Annotated in this window: 15 protein-coding genes and 1 rRNA gene; 10 read left to right on the top strand and 6 right to left on the bottom strand. The window is 54.8% G+C overall.

Annotated elements, in window-relative coordinates; translation table 11 throughout:
* The first annotated feature begins 456 nt into the window (after positions 1–456).
* Entirely contained in the window at positions 457–2421 is a 1965-nt protein-coding gene (locus R3C20_10785) for a hypothetical protein (GenBank protein ID MEZ6040984.1), read from the top strand.
* Positions 2422–2469: 48 nt separating this feature from the next.
* On the opposite strand, the gene R3C20_10790 is transcribed toward R3C20_10785, so the two are convergent.
* Positions 2470–5151 (bottom strand): cytochrome c biogenesis protein CcdA, encoded by a 2682-nt coding sequence (locus tag R3C20_10790; protein MEZ6040985.1) that lies wholly within the window; start codon positions 5149–5151, stop codon positions 2470–2472.
* Between R3C20_10790 and R3C20_10795 the strand changes: the two genes are divergently transcribed.
* The 3 genes from R3C20_10795 (at position 5144) to R3C20_10805 (ending at position 12537) form a co-directional block, all read left to right on the top strand.
* Positions 5144–5536, top strand: coding sequence for a hypothetical protein (locus R3C20_10795; protein ID MEZ6040986.1), 393 nt, complete (start codon positions 5144–5146; stop codon positions 5534–5536). The two genes, R3C20_10790 and R3C20_10795, sit on opposite strands and share 8 nt — an antisense overlap.
* Positions 5533–6822 (top strand): beta-ketoacyl-ACP synthase II, encoded by a 1290-nt coding sequence (locus tag R3C20_10800; GenBank protein MEZ6040987.1) that lies wholly within the window; start codon positions 5533–5535, stop codon positions 6820–6822. Before R3C20_10795 ends, R3C20_10800 begins: the two co-directional genes overlap by 4 nt.
* Before the next feature lie 105 nt (positions 6823–6927).
* Complete coding sequence (locus tag R3C20_10805) at positions 6928–12537, top strand: neutral/alkaline non-lysosomal ceramidase N-terminal domain-containing protein (protein MEZ6040988.1); 5610 nt, start codon at positions 6928–6930, stop codon at positions 12535–12537.
* A 2-nt stretch (positions 12538–12539) separates the two neighbouring features.
* Here R3C20_10805 and R3C20_10810 read toward each other — a convergent pair whose 3' ends face one another.
* A complete protein-coding gene (locus R3C20_10810) occupies positions 12540–12926 on the bottom strand; it encodes a hypothetical protein (protein MEZ6040989.1) in 387 nt (128 codons plus the stop codon).
* A gap of 253 nt (positions 12927–13179) precedes the next feature.
* On the opposite strand from R3C20_10810, the gene R3C20_10815 reads away from it, so the two are divergent.
* The 3 genes from R3C20_10815 (at position 13180) to R3C20_10825 (ending at position 16811) form a co-directional block, all read left to right on the top strand.
* Complete coding sequence (locus R3C20_10815; protein MEZ6040990.1) at positions 13180–13602, top strand: hypothetical protein; 423 nt, start codon at positions 13180–13182, stop codon at positions 13600–13602.
* A 65-nt stretch (positions 13603–13667) separates the two neighbouring features.
* Positions 13668–14984: an ABC transporter permease gene (locus tag R3C20_10820; GenBank protein ID MEZ6040991.1), complete on the top strand. Its 1317-nt coding sequence runs from the start codon at positions 13668–13670 to the stop codon at positions 14982–14984.
* Between the two features lie 333 nt (positions 14985–15317).
* A 16S ribosomal RNA gene (locus tag R3C20_10825) occupies positions 15318–16811 on the top strand.
* Positions 16812–17042: 231 nt separating this feature from the next.
* Here the strand turns inward: R3C20_10825 and R3C20_10830 are convergent.
* On the bottom strand, positions 17043–17528 hold the full coding sequence (locus R3C20_10830; protein ID MEZ6040992.1) for a TadE/TadG family type IV pilus assembly protein: 486 nt from the start codon (positions 17526–17528) through the stop codon (positions 17043–17045).
* A 10-nt stretch (positions 17529–17538) separates the two neighbouring features.
* Entirely contained in the window at positions 17539–19686 is a 2148-nt protein-coding gene (locus R3C20_10835) for a VWA domain-containing protein (GenBank protein ID MEZ6040993.1), read from the bottom strand.
* A 237-nt stretch (positions 19687–19923) separates the two neighbouring features.
* Here R3C20_10835 and R3C20_10840 point away from each other — a divergent pair, with 237 nt between their 5' ends.
* Positions 19924–20481, top strand: a complete 558-nt coding sequence (locus R3C20_10840) for a hypothetical protein (protein MEZ6040994.1) — start codon at positions 19924–19926, stop codon at positions 20479–20481.
* Here the strand turns inward: R3C20_10840 and purN are convergent.
* Positions 20440–21111, bottom strand: coding sequence for a phosphoribosylglycinamide formyltransferase (purN, locus tag R3C20_10845; GenBank protein MEZ6040995.1), 672 nt, complete (start codon positions 21109–21111; stop codon positions 20440–20442). The genes R3C20_10840 and purN overlap by 42 nt on opposite strands.
* Before the next feature lie 79 nt (positions 21112–21190).
* Complete coding sequence (locus R3C20_10850; GenBank protein MEZ6040996.1) at positions 21191–22972, bottom strand: hypothetical protein; 1782 nt, start codon at positions 22970–22972, stop codon at positions 21191–21193.
* Positions 22973–23339: 367 nt separating this feature from the next.
* Here R3C20_10850 and trxA point away from each other — a divergent pair, with 367 nt between their 5' ends.
* Complete coding sequence (trxA, locus tag R3C20_10855) at positions 23340–23669, top strand: thioredoxin (GenBank protein ID MEZ6040997.1); 330 nt, start codon at positions 23340–23342, stop codon at positions 23667–23669.
* A 20-nt stretch (positions 23670–23689) separates the two neighbouring features.
* Positions 23690–25633, top strand: a complete 1944-nt coding sequence (locus R3C20_10860; protein MEZ6040998.1) for a hypothetical protein — start codon at positions 23690–23692, stop codon at positions 25631–25633.
* Positions 25634–25650 lie beyond the last annotated feature (17 nt).

The raw sequence follows: 25650 nt of genomic DNA on the forward strand, positions 1-25650 counted from the left end.
CCGGTTTTTTCGTTAACTTCGCTTGCGCGAACGGAATCTTCCGCAAACCTGCTCTTCGGGAGAGGCAATTTGGGTCGCCCTTTCCGCATCCAAAAGACAGCAAACCTGGTCTATCAGCCGACTGAAAAAGTAACCCGACGTCTCAGCGAGGGATTGCTGGCCCCTGCCGGCCCGGGAAAATGCCTCTCGCTAAAGCGTTGGGTTGCCCTTCCTTTGGTTTTCAACAACCAGTTAAGTTCTTCGATTCGAACGCGCTTTTCCGGCCTTCGTTCGTGGATCTGTATTTGTCGATTCTTCGGGTGGGTTTTCGGGACTGCAGGAGAACCAATGGCCGTTGTGAATTGAATGGGCGCAATCTGTTGTTAGTTTGTCCTTCTCGCGCACGTTCCGCTCAAAATCACGTGGAGCGAGCGTTTGTTCGTAGTGGCTTTCGGTTTTCTGCTCGCAGTCATCCCCGTGAAATTTTCCTGGCATTTCAGTAAGGTCAACCCTCGGTTCAAGAACCGGGAGGCTACGCAGGGCGAATTCTTCGCCAGTGATACGGAGCTGCGCGGATTTGTTCGTGAGGCCGTCCAGAATTCGCTGGACGCCCGAATCCCGGACAGTGCAAATCCTGTTGCGGTGCGTATTTACCTGTCCGGGGAAGATCAGGCCCTGGAGCCCAGTCGATCAAGGCGGTATTTCAAAGGCGGATGGGAACATTTCCACGCGGACGGGTGTGGGCTTCGCGACGCGGCGGACAGGAATGAACCGTGTCGATTTGTGGTGTACGAAGACAGCGGCACAACAGGATTGACGGGCCCTGTTGATCAATTCCATGAAGTGCCCGGACAAAGAAATCCGTTCTACTACTTCTTTCGCGCAGAAGGGCAGTCGAACAAACTGGAAACGGGGCGAGGGCGCTGGGGGCTGGGCAAGTTTGTTTTTCCTCGCAGCAGTCGTATCCGCAGCTTCTTCGGCCTCACCGTCCGGCACGACGATGGCAGACGATTGCTGGTTGGACAATCGATCCTTCGCAGTCATCGCGTTGAAGACAAAAGCTACACTCCGGATGGCTGGTTTGGCGAAAAGCCGGGCAGGAAAGAAGCACCGTCGCCCATCGAGTCCTCTGAGTTCATAGATCGCTTCTGCCGGGATTTTGCACTGGAACGAACCTCCGAACCGGGGTTGTCGGTGGTGATACCTTTTTGTGATGCCTCGTGGGACGCGCGCGGGGTCGTCAACAGTGTTGTGCAGGATTACTTCAGCGCGATCCTGAACGAAGAGCTGATTGTGACGGTCGAGAGTGCAGACACTCAAATCGTAATCAACGCTCATTCGATCATTGACGTGTTGCAGGATTGCGACGATGACATACGGACTCAGATGCAACCACTTCTGGAGCTCGCACAGTGGGCCTGTAACCAAAGACAGAACGGTTCAATGCAGCGACTCGACAGGAATCTGTCCAGTCGACCACATTCACGGGGTAACCTGCGGTGGTCAGCCAAAGACGTCGATGAACAGCAGTTTCGTCGCGTGCGCACCACCTTCGCCGCCGACGGACGATTAGCAGTACGGATACCATTGACGGTACAGCAGCGAGGACAGGAACCAAAGGCCACCCATTTTGACGTCTTTCTTCAGAAGAGCGAATCCACGGCACAGCGTCGACCGGTTTTTGTTCGTGAAGGCATTGTCATCTCCAACGTGCGGTCTCGACTAATCCGGGATATCAGCGCTCTTGTGATGGTTGACGACGCGCCCCTGGCTGCATTTCTGGGCGACGCTGAAAACCCGGCTCATACCGAGTGGCAGGAAGAAATCTCCCACTTTAAAGGAAAGTATGTCCAGGGAGCTTCAGTGCTGCGTTTTGTTAGAAACACCGTCCCGGACTTATGCCAGTTGCTCACTGACCCGACGGATGAACAGGATTCGGAATTACTGCTGGATGTGTTTTCGATTGGAGCTGTACCGAACGGCAGGAGGAGTAGTTTTCCCGTCGGCTTCGAAACCCACACTTCCCGGCGCCGAAAGTTTGCTTCACCCCTGAATGAACCTACCGTTGCCAGGCGGACACGACGACCGTTTCGGATTGTTCGTCGCAAGGGAGGGTTTCGAATCGCCGGGCTTACAACTCGTGTGGCCAGAGAAGACGCGTCGAATGAGACCGCCGACCCGATGCCATTTACCGCACCACTGGTCATCGAAGTTTGCATCGCTTACGACCGTCGCAGCGGAAGCGCCCTGCGAAATTTTGATCCCACCGACTTTCAGCTCGACCATTCACCGATTGTCATTCAATCAACAAATGCCTCATGGGTCATCACTTCAGCCAATGTGCTGCGGGTGACAGCCAACGGGCCGTTCTTCGAAGTGGTAGTCGCTGGTTTCGATGTGAATCGCGACCTGTATTTGAAGGCTCAGGTTCTCAAAGACTGAGCACAGCGACAATCTTTGGCCATCAGCCGAAGCTTCTTCCGCGAAACGTTACTCTCTGATCGCCTTATTCGTGTTTCCAGCCAATTGCGCGGCGCGGCGATCCCAGGCAGACTTACCCGCATTGATAAACTGAAGGAACTGCTGGCCCCCGGAACTATCAAGTCCGATGAATCGGGAAAGGATGATGGTTCCATCAGGTGAAGCAATCGCGTAGCCGGGGAGAGTGACGTCTTTGTACCAATTCTCCTGCAGCGTTTGGTTGTAGACCAATTGTTCCTCGCGTTCTTCGGTTGTCATGTTGCCCGGGACTTTGTCTGTATAAATCTGAACCTGCACGAGGTCATGAAGAGCGTCACGGACATCATTGCGGGCCAGGACTGAGGATTCCATCAATCGACAATTCGTACAGTTGATCCCTGTAAAATCGATGAACAGGAGCTGTTGTTTTTCGGTCGCGGCTTTGACCGCTTCCCGAAAATCAAGGAAGTGGGAATCGCTGTCGTGACTGGCGACAGCACTGCCGAAAGCACCACCGCCGGTGATCATCGATTTATCCGGGGGTGAAAACGCGGCGATCTGTTGCCAAAGCATGCCATCCGGAGCCTTTGCAGCAAACACACCAACCGATATGTATCCCCCAAGAAACAGGAACCCTATGGCAAAAAGCACTCTGAGGGGGCTGACCCCTGTTGACGGCGAATCGTGATCTGTTCGGAAGATGTCCAGAAGGTAACAGCCTGTGACGGCAGCGATCACCGCCCAGCCGATCTGAAATGATGCACGGTCCAGGAATCGGGGCAGGCCGTCAGGGCTGAGTCCGATATCCGCCACGCTCAGAAATTTCAGCACGAACGCGAGTTCAACGAGCCCCATCGTCACTTTGACAGTATTCATCCAGCCGCCGCTTTTCGGCAACTTCCTGAGCATCGAGGGAAACAGGGCCAGGAAAAAGAACGGCGATGCGAACGCGGCCGAGAATGACAGCATCCCGATGATAGGCCAGTACCAGCTGCCGGTTGCGGCGATCACCAGAAGGCCGCCCACAAATGCAAATGTGCAGGTGAAGGAAACCAGCGTGAAGGTGAACGCCATAAATAGTGCACCGACCACGCCCCCTGTGGATTCTCGCTTTGACGACCACGTCAAAAGCCAGCTGGGCAATCGCAGTTCAAACATTCCCATCAGCATGAGGCCAAAGACCATGAACAACCCGGCAAAGAAAAGATTCAAACCCGGACTGTTCGCGAGTTCCGTCAGTTTGGTTGGTCGGAAGGTTACGGCGACCAGCAAACCGAGAACTGTGAATGTCCCGATAATCCCAAGACAGTAGATCACCGCCAGTCCAATCGGGCTCTTGTGGTTCTTTTCCGACTGTTTCAGAAAAAAGGCAACCGTCACGGGAATCATGGGAAACACGCACGGTGTCAGCAAAGCGACCAGTCCGGCCCCGAACGCTCCCAGAATGAATGCGAAGAGCCCGCGTTCCGTCAGCTGACTGGCTTCTGTCACATTCTCCGACTGCTCCGGGGTAGCCTCGGAAGACTCACTGGGCGATGGGCCATTGCCATCTGTTCCCGTGTCCACAGCCGACACGCCCTCTGTTGGTGCGGGATTGACATCATCAGCCGAATCGAATGCAAATTCCACTTCTGTGGGCCTGAGGCAGGAGCCCGCATTGCACAGCTGGAAAAAGATGGTTCCAGCGACAGACGGATTTGCACCTGTGCACTTCAGTTTGCGAGTCCAGGTGATTTCACCAAAATGAACTCGCTGAACAACGCCCTCCATTGGATATTCCAATTCCGGAACGTGCGACGGCTGGAATTCGGAGTCCAGCGTTTCCAGCGAATTCAGATCCGTCAGGTTGATTTCCGTTGGATTCCCGATCATGGCCGGGTCCTGGTCCAGAGCAAACGTGTGCCATGGCTTCTGAACGGTCGCCTTGACCTCAAGAATCACATCATCGCCAGACTTCGGATTGGCTGGAGTCAGCGAAATATCGAAACGGATAGGGTCCGTTTGGCCTTTGAATTGGGGTACCAGCTGGATGGTCCTGCTTTTGGTTTCCTGCGCAGCTGTCCCAGCGGAGGATCCTTTCTGCGGGGCCTCTGGCACTTGCTCCGGATTTTTTGGGGGCACTTGCAACGTATCGCTAACGGTGAGAGTCGCTTTGAACTGGCGAGGGGGTCGAATCGGCTTGCAAACGCCGCCAGCTCCGTCGGTACCGGAACTGCAGAACTGGCCAGTAAGTTCTCCTGCGACTTCGACCTGGGCCGTCTTTGTCTTGTCGAGCGGGAGAATCCGGGACCAGGTGACTTTGTCGAAAAATTTCTCAACACGTTGCCCAAGTCCGGGATCATCGACGGCTTTGGGTGCGTGGTCAGCCCGCCACGCGTCAGACGACTCCAGAATTCCCTGCTGACTTTTGAGCTTAATCGAGGTCCGGCCGGAAAAACTTTTATCCATTGAGTAGATGTAGAAGCCGTCCGGAAGGACGACCGTCACCTGCAGCTCGACGTTTTCCGAATCGTGAGGCACCAGCTTTGCAGAGACATCAATATCCGCGTCGTCTGCGGGAGAACTGCCAAAGGTGAGTCCGTTATCGAACGAATCGAGTGGGAAGGTCCCCTGCGCGATGGCTCGATCGCCACAGTGGGCGAAAATCGTGGCGAGAAAGGCCACCGTGAACAAGGACTGGATCATCTGAGCGATGGAATGTCTGATGGACATAGCTCTGTTCTCGATCGGTGCGGGGCAGATTCTTCAACGCGACGAAGAAGCCTGTTCCGGAAGTGGACATCGAATGCAGCATCGTGTGGTCAATAGTTGCCGGACGGTGCGTAAGGCCGAAACTTACACGGAAACAGGGCATTCTGAAAAGACGATCACCCCCGGCTGCACCAGATTCCGGCAGGCTGCGGCAAAGTCAGCCACCCTGCGGCAAATTTCGATCCGTCGGGATTCTTTCGTTTCCGCCCTCAGTGAGTTGCAGTCGGGTAAATGTTTGCTGTATTACGCGCTGTTAACCAACGGATTTCCTCGATTTTTCTCTCAGCCCCTATCTGCAGGCGTCGTGACTGCGGCAGAAGACGGACTTTCGGAACTGTTTTCATGAATCGTATTTTTATCTCCGGTATTGGCGTCGTCAGTTGTCTGGGAAACGATCGTCCGACGGTTTGGAACAACCTGATTGCCGGACAATGCGGGATCGACAAGCTGACCGAGCATGACGTCACCGATTTGGAGGTTGATATCGGAGGCGAAGTCCGCAACCTGAACGCTGACCGAATTAACGTTAACGATCTGGTATCCACTCGAAAAATGGACCGAGCCAGTCAGTTCGCCGTCCATGCAGCCCATGAAGCTCTGGAAGATGCGGGACTGCCGGTAAAGGATATCGGCGAAAATGCGGCTGTCATTATCGGTGCCGGACTCGCCGGACTGGAGACATACGAATTCCAGATGGAGCGGCTACTTACGAAGGGTCCGTCCCGTGTGAGTCCGTTCACCATTCCTATGCTGATGCCAAACGCTCCACCGGGAAACATCAGTCTGGCTTTTGGTGTCCGGGGGACCTGCTACACGACCAGCAGCGCATGCTCTTCTTCCGGTCACGCCATGATTGATGCCATGGAGTATCTCCGCCGTGGGGAAGCAGATTTTATCATCACGGGCGGAACAGAAGCTTCGCTGACGCGTCTTGGTATTTCGTCCTTCGTCAACATGAAGGCCATGAACAAGTCGATGAATGATCGTCCCCGTGAGTCCATGCGACCGTTCGACGCGGATCGCGGCGGCTTTATCATGGCGGAAGGATCTTCTGTGCTGATCTTCGAAACCGAAGAGCACCTCCGGAAACGCGGCGGCAAAGCCTGGGCGGAAGTTCTTTCCGGCCGGTCAACCAGTGATGCTTTTCATCTGGTCCAGCCTGACCCGGAAGGCAAACTCGCAGTGAAAGCCATCAAGGCGGCGATCAGTGCGGCGGGTCTGACTCCGGAAGAGATGGTCGGGCAAACTTACGTCAATGCTCACGGTACGAGCACAAATTACAACGATGCGATGGAAACGGTGGCTCTGAAGACAATCTTCGGAGACGCTGCCGCGCAGTTGAAAGTCAGCTCAACAAAAAGCATGCTCGGTCATATGATCGGAGCAGCATGTGCAATTGAGATGTCGGCTTGCGCAATGGCCCTGAATTCCGGAGTGCTTCCGCCAACCATCAACTACACCACGCCCGATCCCGCTTGTGACCTGGATTACATTCCGAACAAAGCGATTCGCCAGCAGATGAAATACGCCATCAACAATAGCTTTGGCTTTGGGGGACACAACGTCTCCCTGGTAATTGGCCGCGTTGATGACGAAGACCTCAAACGTCCCGCGATTGAATGTGACGTCTGATTGCTCTGCGTTTGATTGGCAGAACCCCCCCGCATCGTTCATGATGCTGCCTCAACCCGCGCAAACGGCGCGGTCCGGCCAAGTGAGGCATCAAGGGGGTGCGCCATGCCCATTCGGAACACTGTCCGTCGCTGTGTGATTGTCAGCCAGATTCTGCTGGCTGTTTCTGTGTTCGATCCAACGTTGTTCGCGACAACGTTCGCGGAATCTGGTTCAAACCACATCTACCAGGTCGGTGTCGCAAAAAAGGATGTCACGCCGGATTATCCCGTTCGATTAAGCGGCTTCGCGTTTCGCAAGACGGAATCAGAGGGGATCTCCCAGAAAATCTGGGCAAGGGCTCTGGCCATCGGAGCGGACGCGTCGTCAAACGATGCCGGCGAGACAACCAGCGGGCCAGTGGTGATTGTCACGCTCGACAGTCTTGGTGTCCGGCTGGAACAGGTCAATGAAATCGCATCCCGGCTGGCGAAGAAAACCGGGCTGCAGCGCGATCGGCTGGCCATCACCTTTACGCACACCCATTGCGCTCCGAAAGTCAACGGTGCTGCTGACAACATCTTCGCAGAAGCCATCCCACCGGAGCATCAGGACCACCTGGATCAGTACACCGTTGAGCTTGTGAATGCCATCGAAGGGGTCGTGCTGGAAGCTTTGGCCAGCCGGAAGCCTGCGACTCTGGAATGGGGAGTCGGTGAAGTCGGTTTTGCAAAGAATCGACGCACTCCTGGAGGGCCAACGGATCATTCATTGCCAATTCTGGTGGTTCGAAATGTCGATGCTGCAGGAACGGTGCGCGCGATCTACACAAGCTACGCCTGCCACTGTGTCACACTGTCGCATAATCTGATCAGCGGTGACTGGGCGGGTTATGCCGTCGAAGCGATTGAAAGACACTTCCCCGATGCCATGGGCCTGGTCTCCATCGGTTGTGGTTCGGATCAGAATCCCGTCAGCGGTGTGACTGGTGACAAGATCGACGTGTGCCAGATGCAGGGGATGCAGATTGGTGATGAGATCTCTCGACTGATCGAACAACGAAGACTCACACCGCTGGGTGGGCGTGTTCACACCACGCTGAATCACCTTCAGCTGGCATTTCAGACTCTTCCGACACGTGACGAATACGAAAAAATGGTCGAAGCCGGCGGTGCACCGGGATACAACGCCCAGACCCAGCTGCAAAAACTGAATCAGGGAAAGAAGCTTCCGGTATCGCTGGAATATCCGATTCAGACGGTCAGTTTCGGTGATGAGCTTTGCATGGTGTTCCTCAGTGGTGAAGTTTGCGTCGACTACGCCATTCGACTCAGGAAGGAGCTCGCGCCGAATCGCATCTGGATGCACGGATACAGTAATGATTTTGGAGCATACATCCCGTCAGAACGATTGCTGGCTGAAGGCGGGTACGGAGCCGGTGCTGAGATCCCGTATTTCGCACTTCCTGCGAAGCTGATGACGGGACTGGAAGAACAAATCGTGGCTGAAGTTCACCGCCAGGTGCCACCGGCCTTCCGGCAGAATCTCGCAGGTGGCACAAATGGCATCTCACCCAGGTCACCCGAGGAATCGTTAAGAGCACTGAAAACGCATCCGACGCTGAAGGTCGAACTCGTCGCCTGTGAGCCGCAGATCAGTGATCCTGTTGCCATTGACTTCGGCCTGAACGGTGACGTCTGGGTTTGCCAGATGGTCGACTATGGACACGGCATCGAAGAAGAATTCACTCCGAGGGGACAGGTCCGGGTATTGAAGGACCTGAATGCCGATGGGCTGTTTGAATCCTCCACGGTTTTTCTGGACGGGCTCCGGTACCCCACCGACGTCAAGATCTGGCGCGATGGAGCTTTGGTCTGTGATGCGCCGGATATTCTGTATGCCGAAGACACCAATGGTGATGGCGTCGCAGACCTGCGGAAAGTGCTGTTTACCGGATTTGCAACGCACAACGGACAGGCGCGAGTCAATAGTTTGCAGTGGGGCCTGGATGGTTGGGTCTATGGATCCTGTGGCTTGTTCGGCGGCAGGATCACCAACGAATCCGGTGTTGTAGTGGACGTGACAGGGCGAGATTTTCGAATACGGCCTGACACTGGCGAGATGGAGCCTGTGACAGGACGAACGCAGCAAAGTCGTGTCCGTGATGACTGGGGAAACTGGTTCGGATGCGATAACGGAACGCTGATTCGACATTACCCGGTTTCTGAGGATTACGCCCGCCGGAATCCTTTCGTACCGCCTTCCCCAACCGCGGTCTTTGTTCCCACCGGACAGGATGCCGGACGACTGTTTCCTTCCAGCGATCTTGTGTTATTTAAACTTTCCGGCGCCGCGGGGCGTGCAACGGCAGCCTGCGGCGTTGGAGTTTATCGAGACGACTTACTGGGCGAGAGCTACTCTGGAAACTCATTCAGTTGCGAGCCCGTAAACCAACTGGTCTACCGTCAACAACTGTTCCGTCAGGGAGCGACGATTCGCGGCAGACGAGCGCCCAACGAACAGTCCGTGGACTTCCTGACCTCGACAGACCAATGGTTTCGGCCGGTGCAGGCTCGTACAGGCCCGGATGGAGCGATCTGGGTTGTCGACATGTATCGGTACGTTATTGAACATCCCAAGTGGATACCGGAGGAAACTCTGGCTGAGCTGAATGTCTTTGCAGGCCAGGGACTGGGGAGGATCTATCGGGTGACCACGGCTGGCGCCGGACGCCAATCGGTTGGCGATCTGCGGGCGAAAAGTAACCCGGAACTTGTTGAACTCGTCAATCATCCGAATGGAACTGTGCGCGACATGGTTCATCAATCCCTGATTTGGCGAGAGGCGGCCGACGTGACAGATGCCCTGAACCACGTGGCAACGGCCGGAAGCCGTCCCGCCTCACGTTTGCAGGCGTTATCCATCCTGGACGGACTGGATCAGCTTTCACAAGACGTATTGCTGGTCGCACTGCAGGATAAACATCCTGAAGTGCGGCGAAACGCAATTCGTTTGTCAGAGGCTGTGCTGGCAAATTCCGGGGCGGCGACAGGAAAAACAGGTGTCCTGCTGGAACAAGTGCTGGCGATGAAAGACGACCCGGCATTTGAAGTTCGACAGCAGCTGGCATTGTCTCTGGGTAATGTCAGGTCTGCCCGGGCACCGGTGGTGCTCGCGGAACTCGCTCAGTCGTCCAGCGATCCCTTCATGTCCGGCGCCGTGCTGAGTTCCCTGAACACAACCAATATCGCTCCGTTCACCGAGATCGTTTTGCAGAACCCCGGTTTGCGTTCGCGATTGGGCGACGATGTGCTTGCATCTGTGGCAGGAATGGGCAATGAAGATGCCGTCCGCGATGTTCTGAGCGTGCTGCTGACCTCTGAAGGCAGTGCCAATGGGCTCCGGTGGCACTCCTGGCAGCTCCAAAGTCTGGCTCGGTTGCTGGATGGACTTGATCGACGCAAACCAGCACCGGTCGGATGCGTGACGCCGGAATTAGAGGCGGCGGCGGGTCATCTGGCCAGCGACATTCGCAAAGCACTGATGAACTCTGAAACCTCGGATGAAGACCTGTCAGCGATGCTGGGTTTGCCGGGACGTCGTTTGGGACCCGTTTCATTGAAACTGTTTCAGCCGGGTGACTTGCCTGACAGTGCCGAAATCGTCTCATTCGTTAGCCCGCAGTTTTCGTCTGATCGACAGCTATCAGCCGTGAGAGCAATGACGAATCGGGCAGAGGAGGATGGCGGAGCATTGCTGCTGAGCCGAATATCTGCCGCCACTCCTGCCGTTCGACAGGAGATCGTGAAGGCATTGCTCAGTCAGCGAAATTGGGACTCGGCAACCGTAACTGCGCTGGAAGATGGAAACCTGACTGCTTTCGATCTTGACGCCGCCGCACGTGAACAACTTACAGCGAGGCTGTCCGGGGATTTGAAAAAACGGGCGAGCAAGGTTCTGGAATCGACGCATTCGGATCGTCAGGCTCTGGTTGCCGAATGGTCGGACGTCGCCACAATGACCGGAGATTTATCGGCAGGCAGGGCGGCATTCGCGAAACGTTGTAGTGTGTGCCACCGGCTCGAAAACGTCGGCCATGTCGTGGGACCTGATCTTGCGGCCCTTACGGCACGTTCGACCAGCTTTCTCTTGAATGCCATTCTCGACCCCAATCGGGATGTCGATGCTCGTTATCAGTCATACGTTGTGGTCAACGATCAGGGACAATCGTTTAGCGGACTGATGGTCAGTGAAACGTCAACCAGCATCACTTTGCGTCAGCAGGAGGGAAAGGAAATCGTATTCCTGCGAAATGAACTGGAGGAAATCAAGGCCACCGGAAAGTCAGTCATGCCGGAAGGCCTTGAGAAAGATCTGACGAGGCAGGAGCTTGCAGACATTCTCGCGTATCTGCAGGAACTGGGGCCCGAACCAAAATCATTTGAAGGAAATCATCCTTCCCTGGTGAAAGCCATCGAAAACGGACAACTGAATTTGCTGGCTTCAACAGGTTCCATCTACGGAGACGAAATTGCCTACGAAACAGATTCGCCCTTCCGGAATATAGGTTATTGGCATTCCGCAGAAGATCGCGTTGTCTGGGGTTTACTGGTGACGGAATCCGGCGACTTCGATGTGTGGATGGACTACTCATGCGATGACGCAACAGCCGGCAATCATCTGCGAATCGATGGTGGTGAACCCACATTGACCACCGTCGTTGCTGGTACCGGAGGATGGGCCAGCTACCGACAAAAACTGATCGGGAGGATCCACCTGTCGTCCGGAAGAAATCAGCTTTCATTAAAAGCGGCCGCTGCACTGCGAGGCACCGCACTGCTGGACCTGCGAAGCCTGATCCTTGTTCCTGCAGGTGCCACTCCGTTGCTGGCCATGGACTCGACTTCCGAAAACAAGGATTTCAGTACGGTGTCTCCCGTCATGATTGCCAGAACTATTCTGGACGACACGATCTCAGGAGCAGACCGGGAAAAGGTCATTGCGGACAATTCACAGCATTCCGCCGCTGTTATACGGGCAATGACTGAGGACCTTCCGGAAGATCCCACAGAAGAGTATCGGCGGATTCCATGGATCTGGCGTGTTGCAATTGCAGCGGGTCGTCGTAATCAGTCAGGTGAGATTCTGGCGATCCTTGACGCGTCTTTGCCGCAACAAAATCAACCTCTGCGTGACTGGCAATCCGTTGTTATCGGTGGCGGAATCATTAACGGCATCAGTCTTGAAGGGGGCTGGCCACTCGATCGCATCCAGCGTCTGATTGCTGGCAACACGAATTTGAGCATCCGATGGAATCTGGCCATCCAGCAGGCAGGCATCATGGCTGATAACGATGCTGTTCGGAAAGGAACACGGTACGACGCCCTTCGAATGATCGCGTTACAGACCTGGGATGAGGCTGGCGAACAACTGGTGAAGTATCTTGGCAGGGATGTGGATGCCGAATTACAGCAAGGTGCAGTCAGCGGGCTTTCTGATATGCCTGCCGCCGAAGCAGGACGCCAGTTGCTGATTCATTTGCCACATTTGACAGCCAGGAACAAAGAGTTTGCACTCGATGCCCTGATGCGAACAACTGCTCGAATTCACCGGCTCCTGACCGCCGTTGAAAATGGTGATGTAAACGCATCAGATCTGGGGACGCACCGCATAGAGAGGCTCCGGGAACATCAGGAGCTTGAAGTTCGAGACAAAGCGAACCATCTATTGCCGTAACGTCAGGTTCCTGGTGCCAGCATGCCAAGAATCACAACGCTTGCGCTGCCGAGGAAAGCCACTCCGAAAAGGACCGTGCCAACAAGCGCCAGAATGCGAGAGCGATGCGGGATCAGAAGACCGTATACGCAAAGAATCAGAGCGACCACATTCAGCAATGCACCGCTTCCACCCAGGGCCACCAATTGAACGAGCGTCGAAGGATCGTTCTGAAGCTGATGAAGTTCCGCAGGAGATCCGGGAAGCCGTGACGCCCAGTAAAACAGCAGGGCATACAGACCGATCGATAAGAGACCAAACGCAAAACCGGCAATAGCCACGGTATTTGTTGATCCCTGGTCGACGACGATTGGCGGCTGGCTCGCTGTTTCCGTGTTTCTTTCTGACACAACTGGAATCCTGTGGAACGGCATGGTCAACTGATGTGCAGCAAATCTCACGCAACGGCAGTACGCCACGCACGTGCGTACATAGTCATAACTCTGCACCTACTCGCTGGGGTGTATCACATGATCTCCACCACAACACTTGACGCATCCATTAACATGTGGTGTCATATACGTTGTCCTCAAGGGTGGTTGCCCCCTGCCTCGTAACGGTTGGGCAAAAAGATTGGCACTGAGATTTTAACAGGAGAAAGAAATGCGTTTTGCAAGTTCAGCTGTCGTTGTCTTTCTGATTCTTGGTCTTGCAGGATCTGCTCCGTTCGGAGCGACCGCTCAGGAAAAATCGAAAAGCAAATCTTCTGCCTCTTCGAAAGAGAAGGAGAAGCAGGCGTCACCGTGGCGGCGGCTGCCGCCGGGCTACGGAAGTCTGGAGCTGTCAGAAACTCAAAAGGAGAAAGTTTACAGCATCCGGCAGGAGTACGGTGCGCAAATCGATGACCTTCAGGAACAAATCAAAACACTTCGAGAAAAGATGAACAAGGAGACCGAGGCGATCCTGACGACAGATCAGAAGAAATCGCTGGCAGCGAACGAAAAGCCTGAAGAAGGCGATTCGACAGAAAAGAAGAGCTCGGGTACAGCGAAGAAATCATCCTCAAAGTCTCGAAAAACCAAATAATCGTGGCTGCCTGAATCCGAGCTCAGTCACTCTACTCGTGCGAGACTGTTTGCTACAGTGGCCGCATGAAAATTGCTGTTCCGGACAGACGATCGCCGTTTCGGGCGATAGACGATTATGGAATGCTGCTGGTGCTGTTGTTGCTGGCAGCATTCTTTAGTGTCTGCACGTTTAATGAGCAACACCCGAGCGGTGCCGACGCGGGCATTCAGGTGGCCGACTTCATCGCAAATGGTCACTTTACCAATGTGTTAATCGTCGTTCGCGACACCGTGGAAGACGGAGAGTTTGCCGATGCCGTGGAAATGCGACTTGCGGAGAGAGACATCGATGTCCTCAGCACCGTAAGGGGCGGACCGGGCGACGTGCGAGTCGCAATCGACAAGATACTTTCAGAGGGAGGAAGAATCGACGCCGTTGCTGCTAATGACGTATCCGCAAAATGGACCATCTTTGATCGGTACGTCGATGTGGGACGTGAAAAGTGCGTGACTCCCCAGCCTTATCGATGGCCGGATTTCCTGAAGCGTTCCAACCTGCTGGGAGTGGCGAATCAGACCGCCATTTACGCGATCATTGCCGTGGGAATGACAATGGTCATCATGACCGCCGGGATCGATTTGAGTGTTGGTTCCCTGGTTGCTTTATCTTCCGTGACAGCAGCGGTCCTGATCCGAAAGGCGGGCGGAGTTGAGTGTGGCTTGCCTGCGATGATCGCCGCATGCTTCGCAGGAATCGTCGTTTGCTCACTTTCCGGGCTGTTCACAGGGCTGATGGTGACGCGATTTGGGGTGCCTCCATTTATCGTATCACTGAGCGTAATGATGATGGCCAGTGGCATCGCCTTTCGAATTTCCGAGGGCCGTTCCGTTCCTGAGGTTTCGCAGTCGTTCCTGTGGATTGGTGGTTCCAATATCATGGGGGTTCCCAGCCCGGTCTGGATGATGGGGATCATCTACCTGGTGGCACACTGGGTGATGTCTCGCACAGTTTTCGGTCGATACGTCTACGCAATTGGTGGCAATCCGGAGGCATCTCGATTGTCAGGCGTACCTGTCGGGCCTGTTCTGCTGGCGGTTTATGTGCTCAGCGGTGCACTTGCGGGAGCGGGCGGCATCATACTTTCGTCAAAACTGGCAGCCGGAGACCCAAAGTTTGGAGACATGTACGAACTGGATGTCATAGCCGCGGTCGTCGTGGGTGGAACGTCACTGATGGGTGGTGAGGGCCGAATTTTTGGTACGCTGATCGGGGCATTTATCATTGCAACGATCAAGAATGGAATGAACCTGACCGATGTTGATCCTTTCAACCAGAAAATCGCCCTCGGAGCCGTGCTGCTTGGCGCGGTGCTTGTTGATCGTCTGAAACGCCGTCCCTGAAAGCCGGCATGGAAGAAGTCAGCGTCCGCTAATTCCTGAGGTTGGTTTCTGAGAGAAAACAAACAGAAGGGCGTTGACAGCGGAACCGATAACGTTAGACTTCCCCGCTCGCCTGACGGAGGCCGAAGAGTCTTCGGGGCGAAACCGATCTTTGACAACATGGTTGAGAATGTGAGCCTGTGAGTTTTGTGCACTAGGTAAATTGTTGGTCGTTCTTTGACCGGAACGACAAACAGGTATTAAACCACTCTTGTTTTGTAGTCAGTCTCAAAATGGTGTCACGCCCGTGGCACTGGCTTCTTCGGAAGCAGTTTTGATGCTGATTCAAGCATATTTTTGAAGGGTTTGATCCTGGCTCAGAATGAACGTTGGCGGCGTGGATTAGGCATGCAAGTCGAGCGCTCATAGCAATATGGGAGCGGCGAACGGCGTAGTAATGCATCGGAACGTACCCTTCGGTCGGGGATAGCCACGGGAAACTGTGGGTAATACCCGATGATATCTGCGGATCAAAGGTGAGATTCCGCCGGAGGAGCGGCTGATGTGATATTAGCTTGATGGTGGGGTAATGGCCTACCATGGCGATGATGTCTAGGGGGTGTGAGAGCATGGCCCCCACGACCGGAACTGAGACACTGTCCGGACACCTACGGGTGGCTGCAGTCGAGAATCTTCCGCAATGGACGAAAGTCTGACGGAGCGACGCCGCGTGCGGGATGAAGGCCCTTGGGTCAAACCGTCAGAGGGGATGAAATCATGGTTGGCTATCCTTCCACGTTGACAGAGCCTCAGAGGAAGCACGGGCTAAGTATGCCAGCAGCCGCGGTAACACGTACCGTGCGAACGTTATTCGGAATCACTGGCTTAAAGGGGTGCGTAGGCGGCGGCAACTGGTCAGGTGTGAAATGAGCCCAGCCCGCGGCATTGCGCTTGAAACTGATTTGTTTGAGTATTTAGGTGGGAACTGCCAGTGGAGCGGTGAAATGTGTTGATATTGGTAGGAACACCGGAGGCGAAAAGGCCACACTGGGGGAATAACCGACGCTGAGGGCACGAAAGCCGGAGCGAACGGGATTAGATACCCTGGTAGTCCTGGCTGTAAACGATGAGTACTGGGCGGAAGCGTCTGCTTTTCCTGCCGTAGTGAAAACGTTAAGTACTCCGCCTGGGGAGTATGGTCGCAAGGGCTGAAAACTCAAAGTAACGACGGGGCTCACACAAGTGGTGGATGATGTGGCTTAATTCGAGGCAACGCGAAGAACCTTATCCCCGGACTTTACATGGCCGATTAACTCAGAAAGTGAGCTGCGCCTGGGGTGATACACAGGTGCTGCATGGCTGTCGTCAGCTCGTGTCGTGAGACGTCGCGTTAAGTCGCTTAACGAGCCGCAACCCTTGTCCTTATTGCGGGCGAGTAATGTCGGGGACTTAAGGAGACCGCCGGTGTCAAACTTTCGGGAGGAAGGTGGGGACGACGTCAAGCTGTCATCATGGCCTTTATGTCTCGGCTGCAATACACGCTAACGTGGCGTACAAAGGGCATGGAACCCGCGAGGGCAAGCTAATCTCAAAAGCGTCGCTCAGTTCGGATTGCAGGCTGCAACCTGCCTGCATGAAGCTGGAATCGCTAGTGCGTAATCGCAGGTCAGCTATACTGCGGTGAATATGTTCCTGAGCTTTGTACACCGCCCGCTGCCACGAGTGGGGAAGTTTCAAAAGTCGCCAAAGTAACTTTCGGAGAGGCAGGTGCCTAGGGCGAACTTCGTGATTGGGACTAAGTCGTAACAAGGTAGCCGTAGGGGAACCTGCGGCTGGATCACCTCCTTTCTAAGGATGATTGATGGCTCTCTGAGCTTTCCGTACAGAAAGCAGACCCATCTACCAAAAAGAAATCCTGGTACGACAAAACCACACTGATACTCTCAACCTGTTTATGTTAACGTAAAAAGGCGAGCGAGCCTTCATCGGACTCTCGCCTTTTCATGCGCGATACGCACCGCGGATCTGCCTGGCTCCTCTTGCGGAGACCGTTCTCTCGAATTCCGCTGCCGAATTGCCCTATTCGTGACGCATGGTTGTCTGTGCTGACAGTTGTTTTCCTTCAAGCCATCTTCCGGCAATGAAGCCCACTTTGTTGTATGGGATGGAAACATCAACCGTGACCAGGTCGTACATTTGAGCATCCGCAAGATTATTACCCGTGGTGGTATTTGCCGGATCCGGAGTAATGGTGATGGCAATGGAGATGCTGCTAACGTCGGCGTTTAATGCGCCCGAGAGCTTATCCTGAATATATGCCTCGATTTCCGCGTTGGTGGCCCCGTCCAGAACGCCACGGCGAGCGGCCTCGCGAGACGCATTCGTCACCAGTTGGCTCACCATCATCGCGCGGCCAAACTCAACTATGCCCGCGATTGCCAGAAAAAACACTGGCAACACAACAGCCGCCTCCACAAGCGCCGCACCTGTTCGCTTTGGCTTGCGAATGTTTCGGGGTCCTGGATTTGGCAGGCAGACGTGATTGCGATTGATGAAATGATTCATATTCGAAAGTCTATCGAACGAGTTTAGAACCCGGGCGGTCAATAATCTTCTTCAGGATTTCGGTGAGCTGTGATTCGTATTCAGCGGGGTTGCCCGAGCTGCGAGCGCTGATTCCGTTGTTATCAGTACTGGCAATTCGGGCCAGCCGATCCATAAAGTCGTAGTCTGTCCCAAGCCCCATCCCGACGCTGTAGAGTTTTCCGCGCTGGGTCATGAAGAACTGTTGTGTTTGTGCGAGGGCCGAATTGAACCAGTCATAACCAGCAGGGTAGAACTCCGCGCTCGGTTCGCTGGCCATGTATTGCTCAAGGGTGGCGGCATCCATTTCCCAGGAATTCGGCATACCATCGGTCAGCAGGATAATGACCTTGGAGGTGAACTTTCGCCCCTGGGGACCCAAAGGATCATTGGATGGATTTGACGATGATGTCCTTGCGGTCAGATGCTGCCGGGCCAGTGCCAGGCCGCTTTCTGTCGAAGTTGTAGCGCCAATATCACCCGCTGCCTGAAGAGTAGTGCAGGCCCGCTTTGCGGACTCAAAATCGTCAGTGAGCGGCTGGACGATCGATGGTGCATGCCACTGATCTCTTCCATCAAACGTCACGATGGCAACTCTGTCACCCGCGCCAGCTGCCACCCCTTGATTTCGGTCCTGAATGACCTGAAGTCCTGCGATTAGTGAACGGCGGACCGAATGCATCGGCTGAGTACGTGGGGGAAACTGAAATGTTCCGCCAGCTGTTGACTCCGTATGCAATGGGCAGTCCGGACTCAGAATTGACAGAGGCGTTTTTCCGGCCAATCCCGGATTGGAATTTTCGCTGTTGTCGAACTCCGGCGAACGCTCTCGCCCCCAGTCGAGCATGAATTGAACATAAGTCCGGTAGCCGTACCTGTTTCTCCAGTACCACGGTACGCTGGCAGACGGAAAGGATGCCTTGTTGGGATTGTTAAACTGATAAATCCGATCATTGTCGCAATACCATGGAACCCAGATATATTCGTTTGAACCGCGGCGCGGGCATCCCGGATAGGTCGATTCCGGCGCGATCACAATCGCAGAAGACATCGAAAGACTCAATCGCAGCGGACTGCTGAGCATCGATGATGTCAACAGACGACCACCGACGTACTCAATCGCATTCAATGGTCGTCCAAGGTTTCCGATGGTTGGCGGTGGTGGAGGTGATGGAGAAGTTGGCGGTGTTGTCGTTCCACCTCCGCCACCTGTCGACGTGGGTGGTGGCGTACCGACCCAGGCACCTTCCATCAGATAATCAATGTATCGTGACCAGTACTCGAAATTCTGTGAAGAATCCGGTGCTGGTTTTGCCGCAGGCATGAGCCTTGCAAGCTGGTAGTCGATAATCCATGCGTAGGATTTGCGTCGTCTGTCCCATTCTTCATCCGTGTTCAGGATTCTGTATTGGCTGGGAAGTGTGGAACTCGTCAGCGGACCGTCGTCCCGGGTGATCTCCGCGATGGCGTATCCGTTTTCGGGCGCACCGAGAGGGGCTCCCAGATATTCAGTCTGACCAGGAAAAGCGCCAAATCCAAAATCGGTGTAGAGATCCTGCATCAGGTCAGTGGCCACATCCGGATAACCGAGTGGTGAGTAGGTTGCTGTCAGCGCATCCGTTGCCCAGCAGGGTTCGGTGTCGTCATTCATAGATCCCGAAAGGTCAACGACAAAGACGACATCGCGTGGGTTCAGCATACCGATTGAAGTTGCCTGCATGTCGAACGCGTTGTTTCCCATCACCTGAGCGAAGAAATACTTCTGGTTCTGGACGCTCGCGGTCACGCGGACGGCATTTGCTGAACTGGGATTAACTACGAAAGTCTTCTGCGCGTAGTCGAAGAACCCCAGTTCAATATCTGAATCATCCAGAGACACTGGAGCTCCGGCCGCTTTGTTAAGTGCAGCGATGCTTTTGGCAGAAGAAGTGACCCTGGCTGCTCCGGCCGGTATGTCTTGTGCGCTTCCCAGGGCGGCAGCGTCTGCCGCACCCTGTAGCTGCGTACGCACGACCGCCATGTATCCGATATCGACAGTGAACGCGACAAAGGCAAAAACAGCCACCATCAGGATGGCGCCAAGGACCAGAATGATACCTCGCCGAGGTCTGTTTATTCGGGCTTTTTGACTTGTGAGCATTACGCGTTTCCACGGCCTGATAATCTGGCTTTGTTCCACAGGAAACTTAGTTCGCCAAATCTGCGCCCGGCGGGAAATACCCAATTTTGCAGAAACACCCGCCGGATGTTTCATCATGAGGTAAGATGCACTGGCTCATTTCCCGGGAATTCCTGCCTCGGGTTGTCGCCCTACCGCCAGTCTGTTTGCGTAACGCTATTCAGCCGTCTGGTTGCTGCACCCATTAGGTGATTGCACATGGAACTTTCTCGATCCAAGCGCACAACGCGATACATTTCATCAGCGATCCAGGGAAAGCTGATGGTCCGGCTGTCTATCTACTGGATCGTTTACAACTCAGCCTTGCTGGTCGTCATGGCTGGGCAACAGCTGGTGCGACTGGCTCCGGATCTGGTGACCGGGCAATCAAACTTTGATCTGGGTCGTTTCTCGCATGAATTCTTCTCTTCGAGTCGCCCGCTGCTGATTTCTATGTCTGTGTTCTGCCCATTAATCATCTGGGACATGTTGCGATACTCGCACCGAATTGCTGGCCCGATCTATCACTTCCGCCGTGTCATCGAGACTTACAACGACGGCGGGGAGCTGCGGAAGGTGACTCTCCGTGGAGATGACCTGCTGCAGGAATTTCAAGTGACGTTCAATCGACTTGTCGACCGCGTTCACCAAAAATCAGGCACGCAGGTACCGGAAGAAGTCGTTGACCTTGCGGCTGAATCACAACTGGACGCGATCCATTCTTTGATCGAAGGCTCAGGCATCCGTGCTGTAGAAGCACCGCCCGTCAGCAACTGACAGATGGCCTGATGCGATTCGCCGAATGGCTTCGGGATAGGCCACTTTTTCGGTCTCAAAGACCATCGACGCCAGTTGATCCGGGGTGGCATCGTCCGGGACCGAAACAACTTCCTGAAGTATGATTGGGCCGTGATCGTAATGATTATCGGCAAAATGGACTGTGCATCCGCTCACTTTGACGCCTCTGGCAATCGCAGCTTCGTGAACATGGTGACCGTAGAATCCCTGTCCGCAAAACGCCGGGATGAGCGACGGGTGAATATTCAGAACCCGCCAGCGAAAATCCTCTGGAACAATCAACAGGCTTAGAAACCCCGCCAGAGCCACCAGGTCAAGATCATAACGCCGGAGTTCCGCAAAAACGGCGGCACTGAAGGCATCAACATCCATGAAATCACGGGGTCGAATCACCAGAACGTTGAGCCCCAGGTCTTTCGCCCGCTGGACACCCTGACAACTTCGCTGACTGGCGATGACCACAGGTATGACAGCAGAAAGTGTTTGTGCTTCAATCTGAGAAACAAAATTCAGCAGTGTTGTGCCCCCACCGCTGATAAGCACGCCCATTCGAATCGGGCGATCAGCGATGGCATCAAATTCGTGCGTGTTGGCAGCGGAGTCTGGCATTTGTATCCCTGGCCTTCCGTGATGTTGTGGACGGACTGATGTTCAGCGAAAGAAGACCGTCGTAGCATTGCCAATGTCTTCAAAGGACCCCATTGTCCGGCTCGCCAATTTGCGATGTTTCTCGCAGGCGAGCCAGCACAGGGTCGATCAGATGCTGATCAAAATCCCGCTGAGACTCCACCACTTCCAGCAATCGTCGTCGTTCTCTCCGATCCCGCTGCACACGACCCCAAATCATCATCATCACAACAAGGGCGACAAAACCAAGCAGCATCACTCCCGTTTCGCTCAGCTTGTTCGAACTGTTTCGCTTACGTGCAGCGATCACGGTCGCCGAATCCGCCGGCATGGAGCCTTCATTGGCCAGCGATCGAATCTGGTCATCCGTTGGTGACCAGAAAATCCGGCCAGCCAGTATCAGAGGAGCAATTCGGTGGTCCTGTTCCGCTCGATAGACATACGGCTTGAAGAAGCAGCCCGTGACAGTGACGCGGTCGACCACTTCCGCCCCCACAGGAAACTCCGGGGGCAGGTTCGGGGTCACGATGACCGCCGGATTTCGTTGCGAGTCATCTGTATAGAGCCACAGTTCGTGCAGAGTCTGACTACCGAAAAACTCGCTGCTGCCCGTATAACTTGTTACGCGCCGAACGTGTCCATGAAGCGTTAGCAGCTTCCCTGTCCACACCTGCGGATGTTGAAACACATCAACGTACAACGGAAATTTATCCGGCTCGGTCAGGTACTCCCGGTGTCGCTGAAGACGAAACGCCAGTTGCCTTTCCAGCCTTAAAGATCGCGAGTGGTACTGCTGTTCCGTGATCTTCTGCTGTCGAAGATTTGAAGCCAGACTCTTCTGAGCTTCCTCTGTCTTATGCTGGATAGCCGACATCAGGTCGTTAATTCGATCCCTGATGTTGGTCGCAGCGATCTGCGACTGCCCGGCAGCATTGGTCAACTGCATCTGACGGAGGGTTTCGTAGTAAATCCACTCCTCCTCAGATGTCATTGGTCGTCTTGGCTGGGCATAACGTTCGATAAATGCGTCGTACGGTTTTGGGTACAAAATGCGAACAGATTCGGTCATTACCAGGGGATACTGCCCCCAGCGTTTAATAAACCATCCCTTGACCATGACAGGGATCGCAGCGGATTCCGTCGGCCAGATGCGCGTGGGCAGCATCTGTTCGTAGGGCGTGATATACCCGGCAGCATGCACCATCGCCAGGGTCCGGGAATTCGAAAGATCCTTGAGGACTCCGCCCTGAAAGGCCAGGGGTGGTTCATCCTTCTGAAGGACCTCATAGCGTGACGGAGGAAGCTCGACCTGGCCTTTGGGGATAAACATTCCATACAACACGATGGGCCGACCGACGAAATGGTCCGGATAAGTCGCTATGTCGGCGAGCAGAGAATACGCTGCCTGGGGGGGACGAGTCCCAAAAGGGGTACGGCTGCGGTGACTTGCATCATCGGCTTCACCGGGGATGCCCTGCAATTCCAGTTGACCGTTTCGCCAGGCACGCCTGCGAGCGGCCTCAAATTTGTAAAAAGAGGACTGCCAGAGGTTCTCAATCTCCTGCTCGGTCAGGGCTTCGTCAAATTCCTGGGCGGCCGCGTACCGACGCTCCTCGATGACGCGATACAATTCCCGATAGGCTTCCGCTTCTGAATCCGTTAGTCCCGGTGTGCCATGAACGAACGGAAGGTCCAGCCCCATTCCCAGGTCAGAAACAGAAACTCGCTGCTGAACCCAATCGAACTCAATGATGTCCTGCCGTTCAGCAGGTAAAGATGCAGCAGTTTGTCCCTGGGCGTAAACACGAAGGAACAACAGACACGGCAGCAGAAACAGATTCACTAGGCACGTCAAGCGGCGCTCAGGCTCCCGGCGCGAAAGAGTCCTGCCATTTGATAATGTGTGGCCGTCAGAAGTATCCATTTCTGAAGTGCTTTCGAATTGCCGGAGCGCGCGCCTGATGAAGAATACCGAGCCTGCGAAGTTTAGGTGTTTTACGTCGATTGTTTCCAGTGCGGTACCCGGGGAATTACCGTGTGGCACCAGGAACGGCAGACTTTGCCGAACGAAAGCTATTTATTTGTAAGGACTTTCGACTGATGAGCGTCCTCAGGAGTCACGTTGACACCGTTTGGCGTTCGTCCAATAATCTGCAGCTTTCCACGGTCTAACGCTAAGTGAAGGCGGCATTGTTCAGGAGAAGTGGTTGATGGCTGGTAATCTGGTTGAGTTTACTGATGACAATTTCCAATCCGAAGTTCTGGAATCGGCCACACCGGTTCTCGTCGATTTCTGGGCTCCCTGGTGCGGGCCCTGCCGGATGCTGATGCCGACCATCGAAGAACTTGCCGCTGAATATGATGGCAAAGTGAAGATCGGAAAGGTTAACACAGACGAGAATCAGCAGACCGCAGCCTCATTTGGGATCACCAGCATTCCAACAGTGATGTTGTTTAAGGGTGGCCAGTTGGTAGACAAAGTGGTTGGAGCCCCGGGCAAGGCGCATTTTGTGAACATGATCGACAAGGCCAGCGCCTAGTTGTTGAACCATGGCCGGGCATGCGAGGTACTTCGCTGTTTCGGCTGAATCTGTTTGGCGCGTGTGAACCGTGGTTTGGGAAGGGAATCCCGAACATGCCGGATGACGAACTGAATGAGCTGCTGAGAAATGCCTCGCAGCCATTCCGCGCGCCGAACGAGGTTCCTCTGACCTCAACCCCGAGCAAAGACGGACCCATCGAGGTACCATCCGTTCATGTGCTGCCGTCAACATCCAGCACGATGCCCCGGGTCCGGAGCCAGCCGGTCAAGCCGGATTCCGGTCAGGTGGCTTCAAGTGATTCCGACGCCCTGCGCATACTCCTGCAAGCTTCGGCTGCTGCGGAATCCCTGCAGAAGCGGTTCACCGAACTAAACCAGCAACGCTCCGAAATTGCAGCCGAACATCAGCAACTCGCAGCTGATCGTCGCGCCTTTGAATCCCGAGCCCGTGAGTTTGCCGAACAGGTTGCGCGCGATCGCACTGCGCAGCGAGAACTACAGGCGGAACTGGACCAGCGGATCGCTCGCGTTGCCACTCAGGAGGAACAACTCGAACGACAAACTGCGGACCTCCGCGCGGCGCAGCGTGCACTCAGCGAAGAACGCGTCTTGCTGAAGCAATCCGTGAAGGCAGAACTGGCCGAGCAACAGTCGCAGCTAGAACAACAAATGAAGCTGGTTGAGACAGAGCGACAGCGGGTTCTCGAACAGAATGAAAAAGACCGCCTCGAACATGCGGAACGGATGAAGCAGCTGGACGCCGAGCTTCAGTCGGAACGCGATCGACTTCTGGAAAAAGTCCGGAAAGAGGTCTCCAGCGAACTGGCGCAACTGAATCGCGAGAAGCAGGAATGGGCAACTCAGCGCGAAGCACATCGACTGGAAATGCAACAACAGCAGGAAGACCTTCAGCAACAACGCGAAGTATTCGGAGAACAGCTGGAAACGGAACAGATGCGACTTCGTGAAGAGGTTGAAAAGCGTCGCCAAATGCTGTTGACGGAACAAAGTAATTTACAGCGGCGATATCGGTTTCAGTTCGAACATCTTGGACGAGCCAGAGAAGACCTGGAGTTCGAAGTTCGCGAACTTCGACGGGAGCAGCAGCTGTTTCGCACCGAACGCCATCGGTTCACCGAGCTGCATCGACTTCGGTTTCACCAACTGGAACAGGTTCGACGGACACTTGCTGCCACAGAAGCTTCACTGGCTCGAGACACTCGCATTGTTGAACGATCGCGCACAGCAGCTCTGGCAGACATCCAAAAGCAGCAGCGTCGCGCGGAAGAGGAACGTGATGCGCTGAATCAGGACACGGAAAACCGGCTGCGACGAGTTCGCCAGCAGGAAGTGAACCTCGCTGAATTGGCCACCCAGCTCGAAGAACGTTCTCAGCGGCTGAGCCGCCTTCGTTCCGAGTTGGATCGGACACAGGGAGAAATTCTTGAACAGCGGCTGGCCGTTGAAGAAGCCCGGGAATCCCTTTTCAGGGACAGTAGTCTCGGCGAAACCGCACGCATCCGCCTTGAGCAGGCGCGGGGAGATGTCCAATCATTCTTCGACCGCATGAAGAGTCAGATCAACAGCGAACGGGACAAGGTGGAGTCGTTATCCGCTGAAGTAACGAATCGCCAGGCGCAGTTTCGGCAGGACCGTGCGGCGCTGGAAGAATGGTTCCTCGAACGCGAAGCGTCCCTGAACGCCCGGACATCCGAATCCGTGGTCGAGGAATTGCAAACGACAATCCAGCAACAGCAAGCCGAACTCTCCCGGTTGCAGGACCGCTGGAAGGCCGACCGACGTGAGGCAGAACGCAGCATTCGTGAACTCCTTGATCAGCTCGCCACAATCGAAATGAATGCGGTGCGAGCAATGCCGCCCCGTGGTCAGGCGACGAATCTGACTGAATCTGAAGATGGCCAGCAGACGTCCGGGCATGAAGATCACCGCGACGCCGCTTGATTTCGCACGGGTGCTTG

The sequence above is a fragment of the Planctomycetaceae bacterium genome (assembly GCA_041398825.1).
Classification (GTDB): domain Bacteria; phylum Planctomycetota; class Planctomycetia; order Planctomycetales; family Planctomycetaceae; genus F1-80-MAGs062.

What these genes read in the sequence shown, in the direction of transcription:
- R3C20_10795 (MEZ6040986.1), top strand. Translation starts at nt 5,144, where the DNA reads ATGGACATAGCTCTGTTCTCGATCGGTGCGGGGCAGATTCTTCAACGC.
- R3C20_10790 (MEZ6040985.1), bottom strand. Translation starts at nt 5,151, where the DNA reads ATGTCCATCAGACATTCCATCGCTCAGATGATCCAGTCCTTGTTCACG.
- R3C20_10800 (MEZ6040987.1), top strand. Translation starts at nt 5,533, where the DNA reads ATGAATCGTATTTTTATCTCCGGTATTGGCGTCGTCAGTTGTCTGGGA.
- R3C20_10805 (MEZ6040988.1), top strand. Translation starts at nt 6,928, where the DNA reads ATGCCCATTCGGAACACTGTCCGTCGCTGTGTGATTGTCAGCCAGATT.
- R3C20_10815 (MEZ6040990.1), top strand. Translation starts at nt 13,180, where the DNA reads ATGCGTTTTGCAAGTTCAGCTGTCGTTGTCTTTCTGATTCTTGGTCTT.
- R3C20_10820 (MEZ6040991.1), top strand. Translation starts at nt 13,668, where the DNA reads ATGAAAATTGCTGTTCCGGACAGACGATCGCCGTTTCGGGCGATAGAC.
- R3C20_10830 (MEZ6040992.1), bottom strand. Translation starts at nt 17,528, where the DNA reads ATGAATCATTTCATCAATCGCAATCACGTCTGCCTGCCAAATCCAGGA.
- R3C20_10835 (MEZ6040993.1), bottom strand. Translation starts at nt 19,686, where the DNA reads ATGCTCACAAGTCAAAAAGCCCGAATAAACAGACCTCGGCGAGGTATC.
- R3C20_10840 (MEZ6040994.1), top strand. Translation starts at nt 19,924, where the DNA reads ATGGAACTTTCTCGATCCAAGCGCACAACGCGATACATTTCATCAGCG.
- purN (MEZ6040995.1), bottom strand. Translation starts at nt 21,111, where the DNA reads ATGCCAGACTCCGCTGCCAACACGCACGAATTTGATGCCATCGCTGAT.
- trxA (MEZ6040997.1), top strand. Translation starts at nt 23,340, where the DNA reads ATGGCTGGTAATCTGGTTGAGTTTACTGATGACAATTTCCAATCCGAA.
- R3C20_10860 (MEZ6040998.1), top strand. Translation starts at nt 23,690, where the DNA reads ATGCGAGGTACTTCGCTGTTTCGGCTGAATCTGTTTGGCGCGTGTGAA.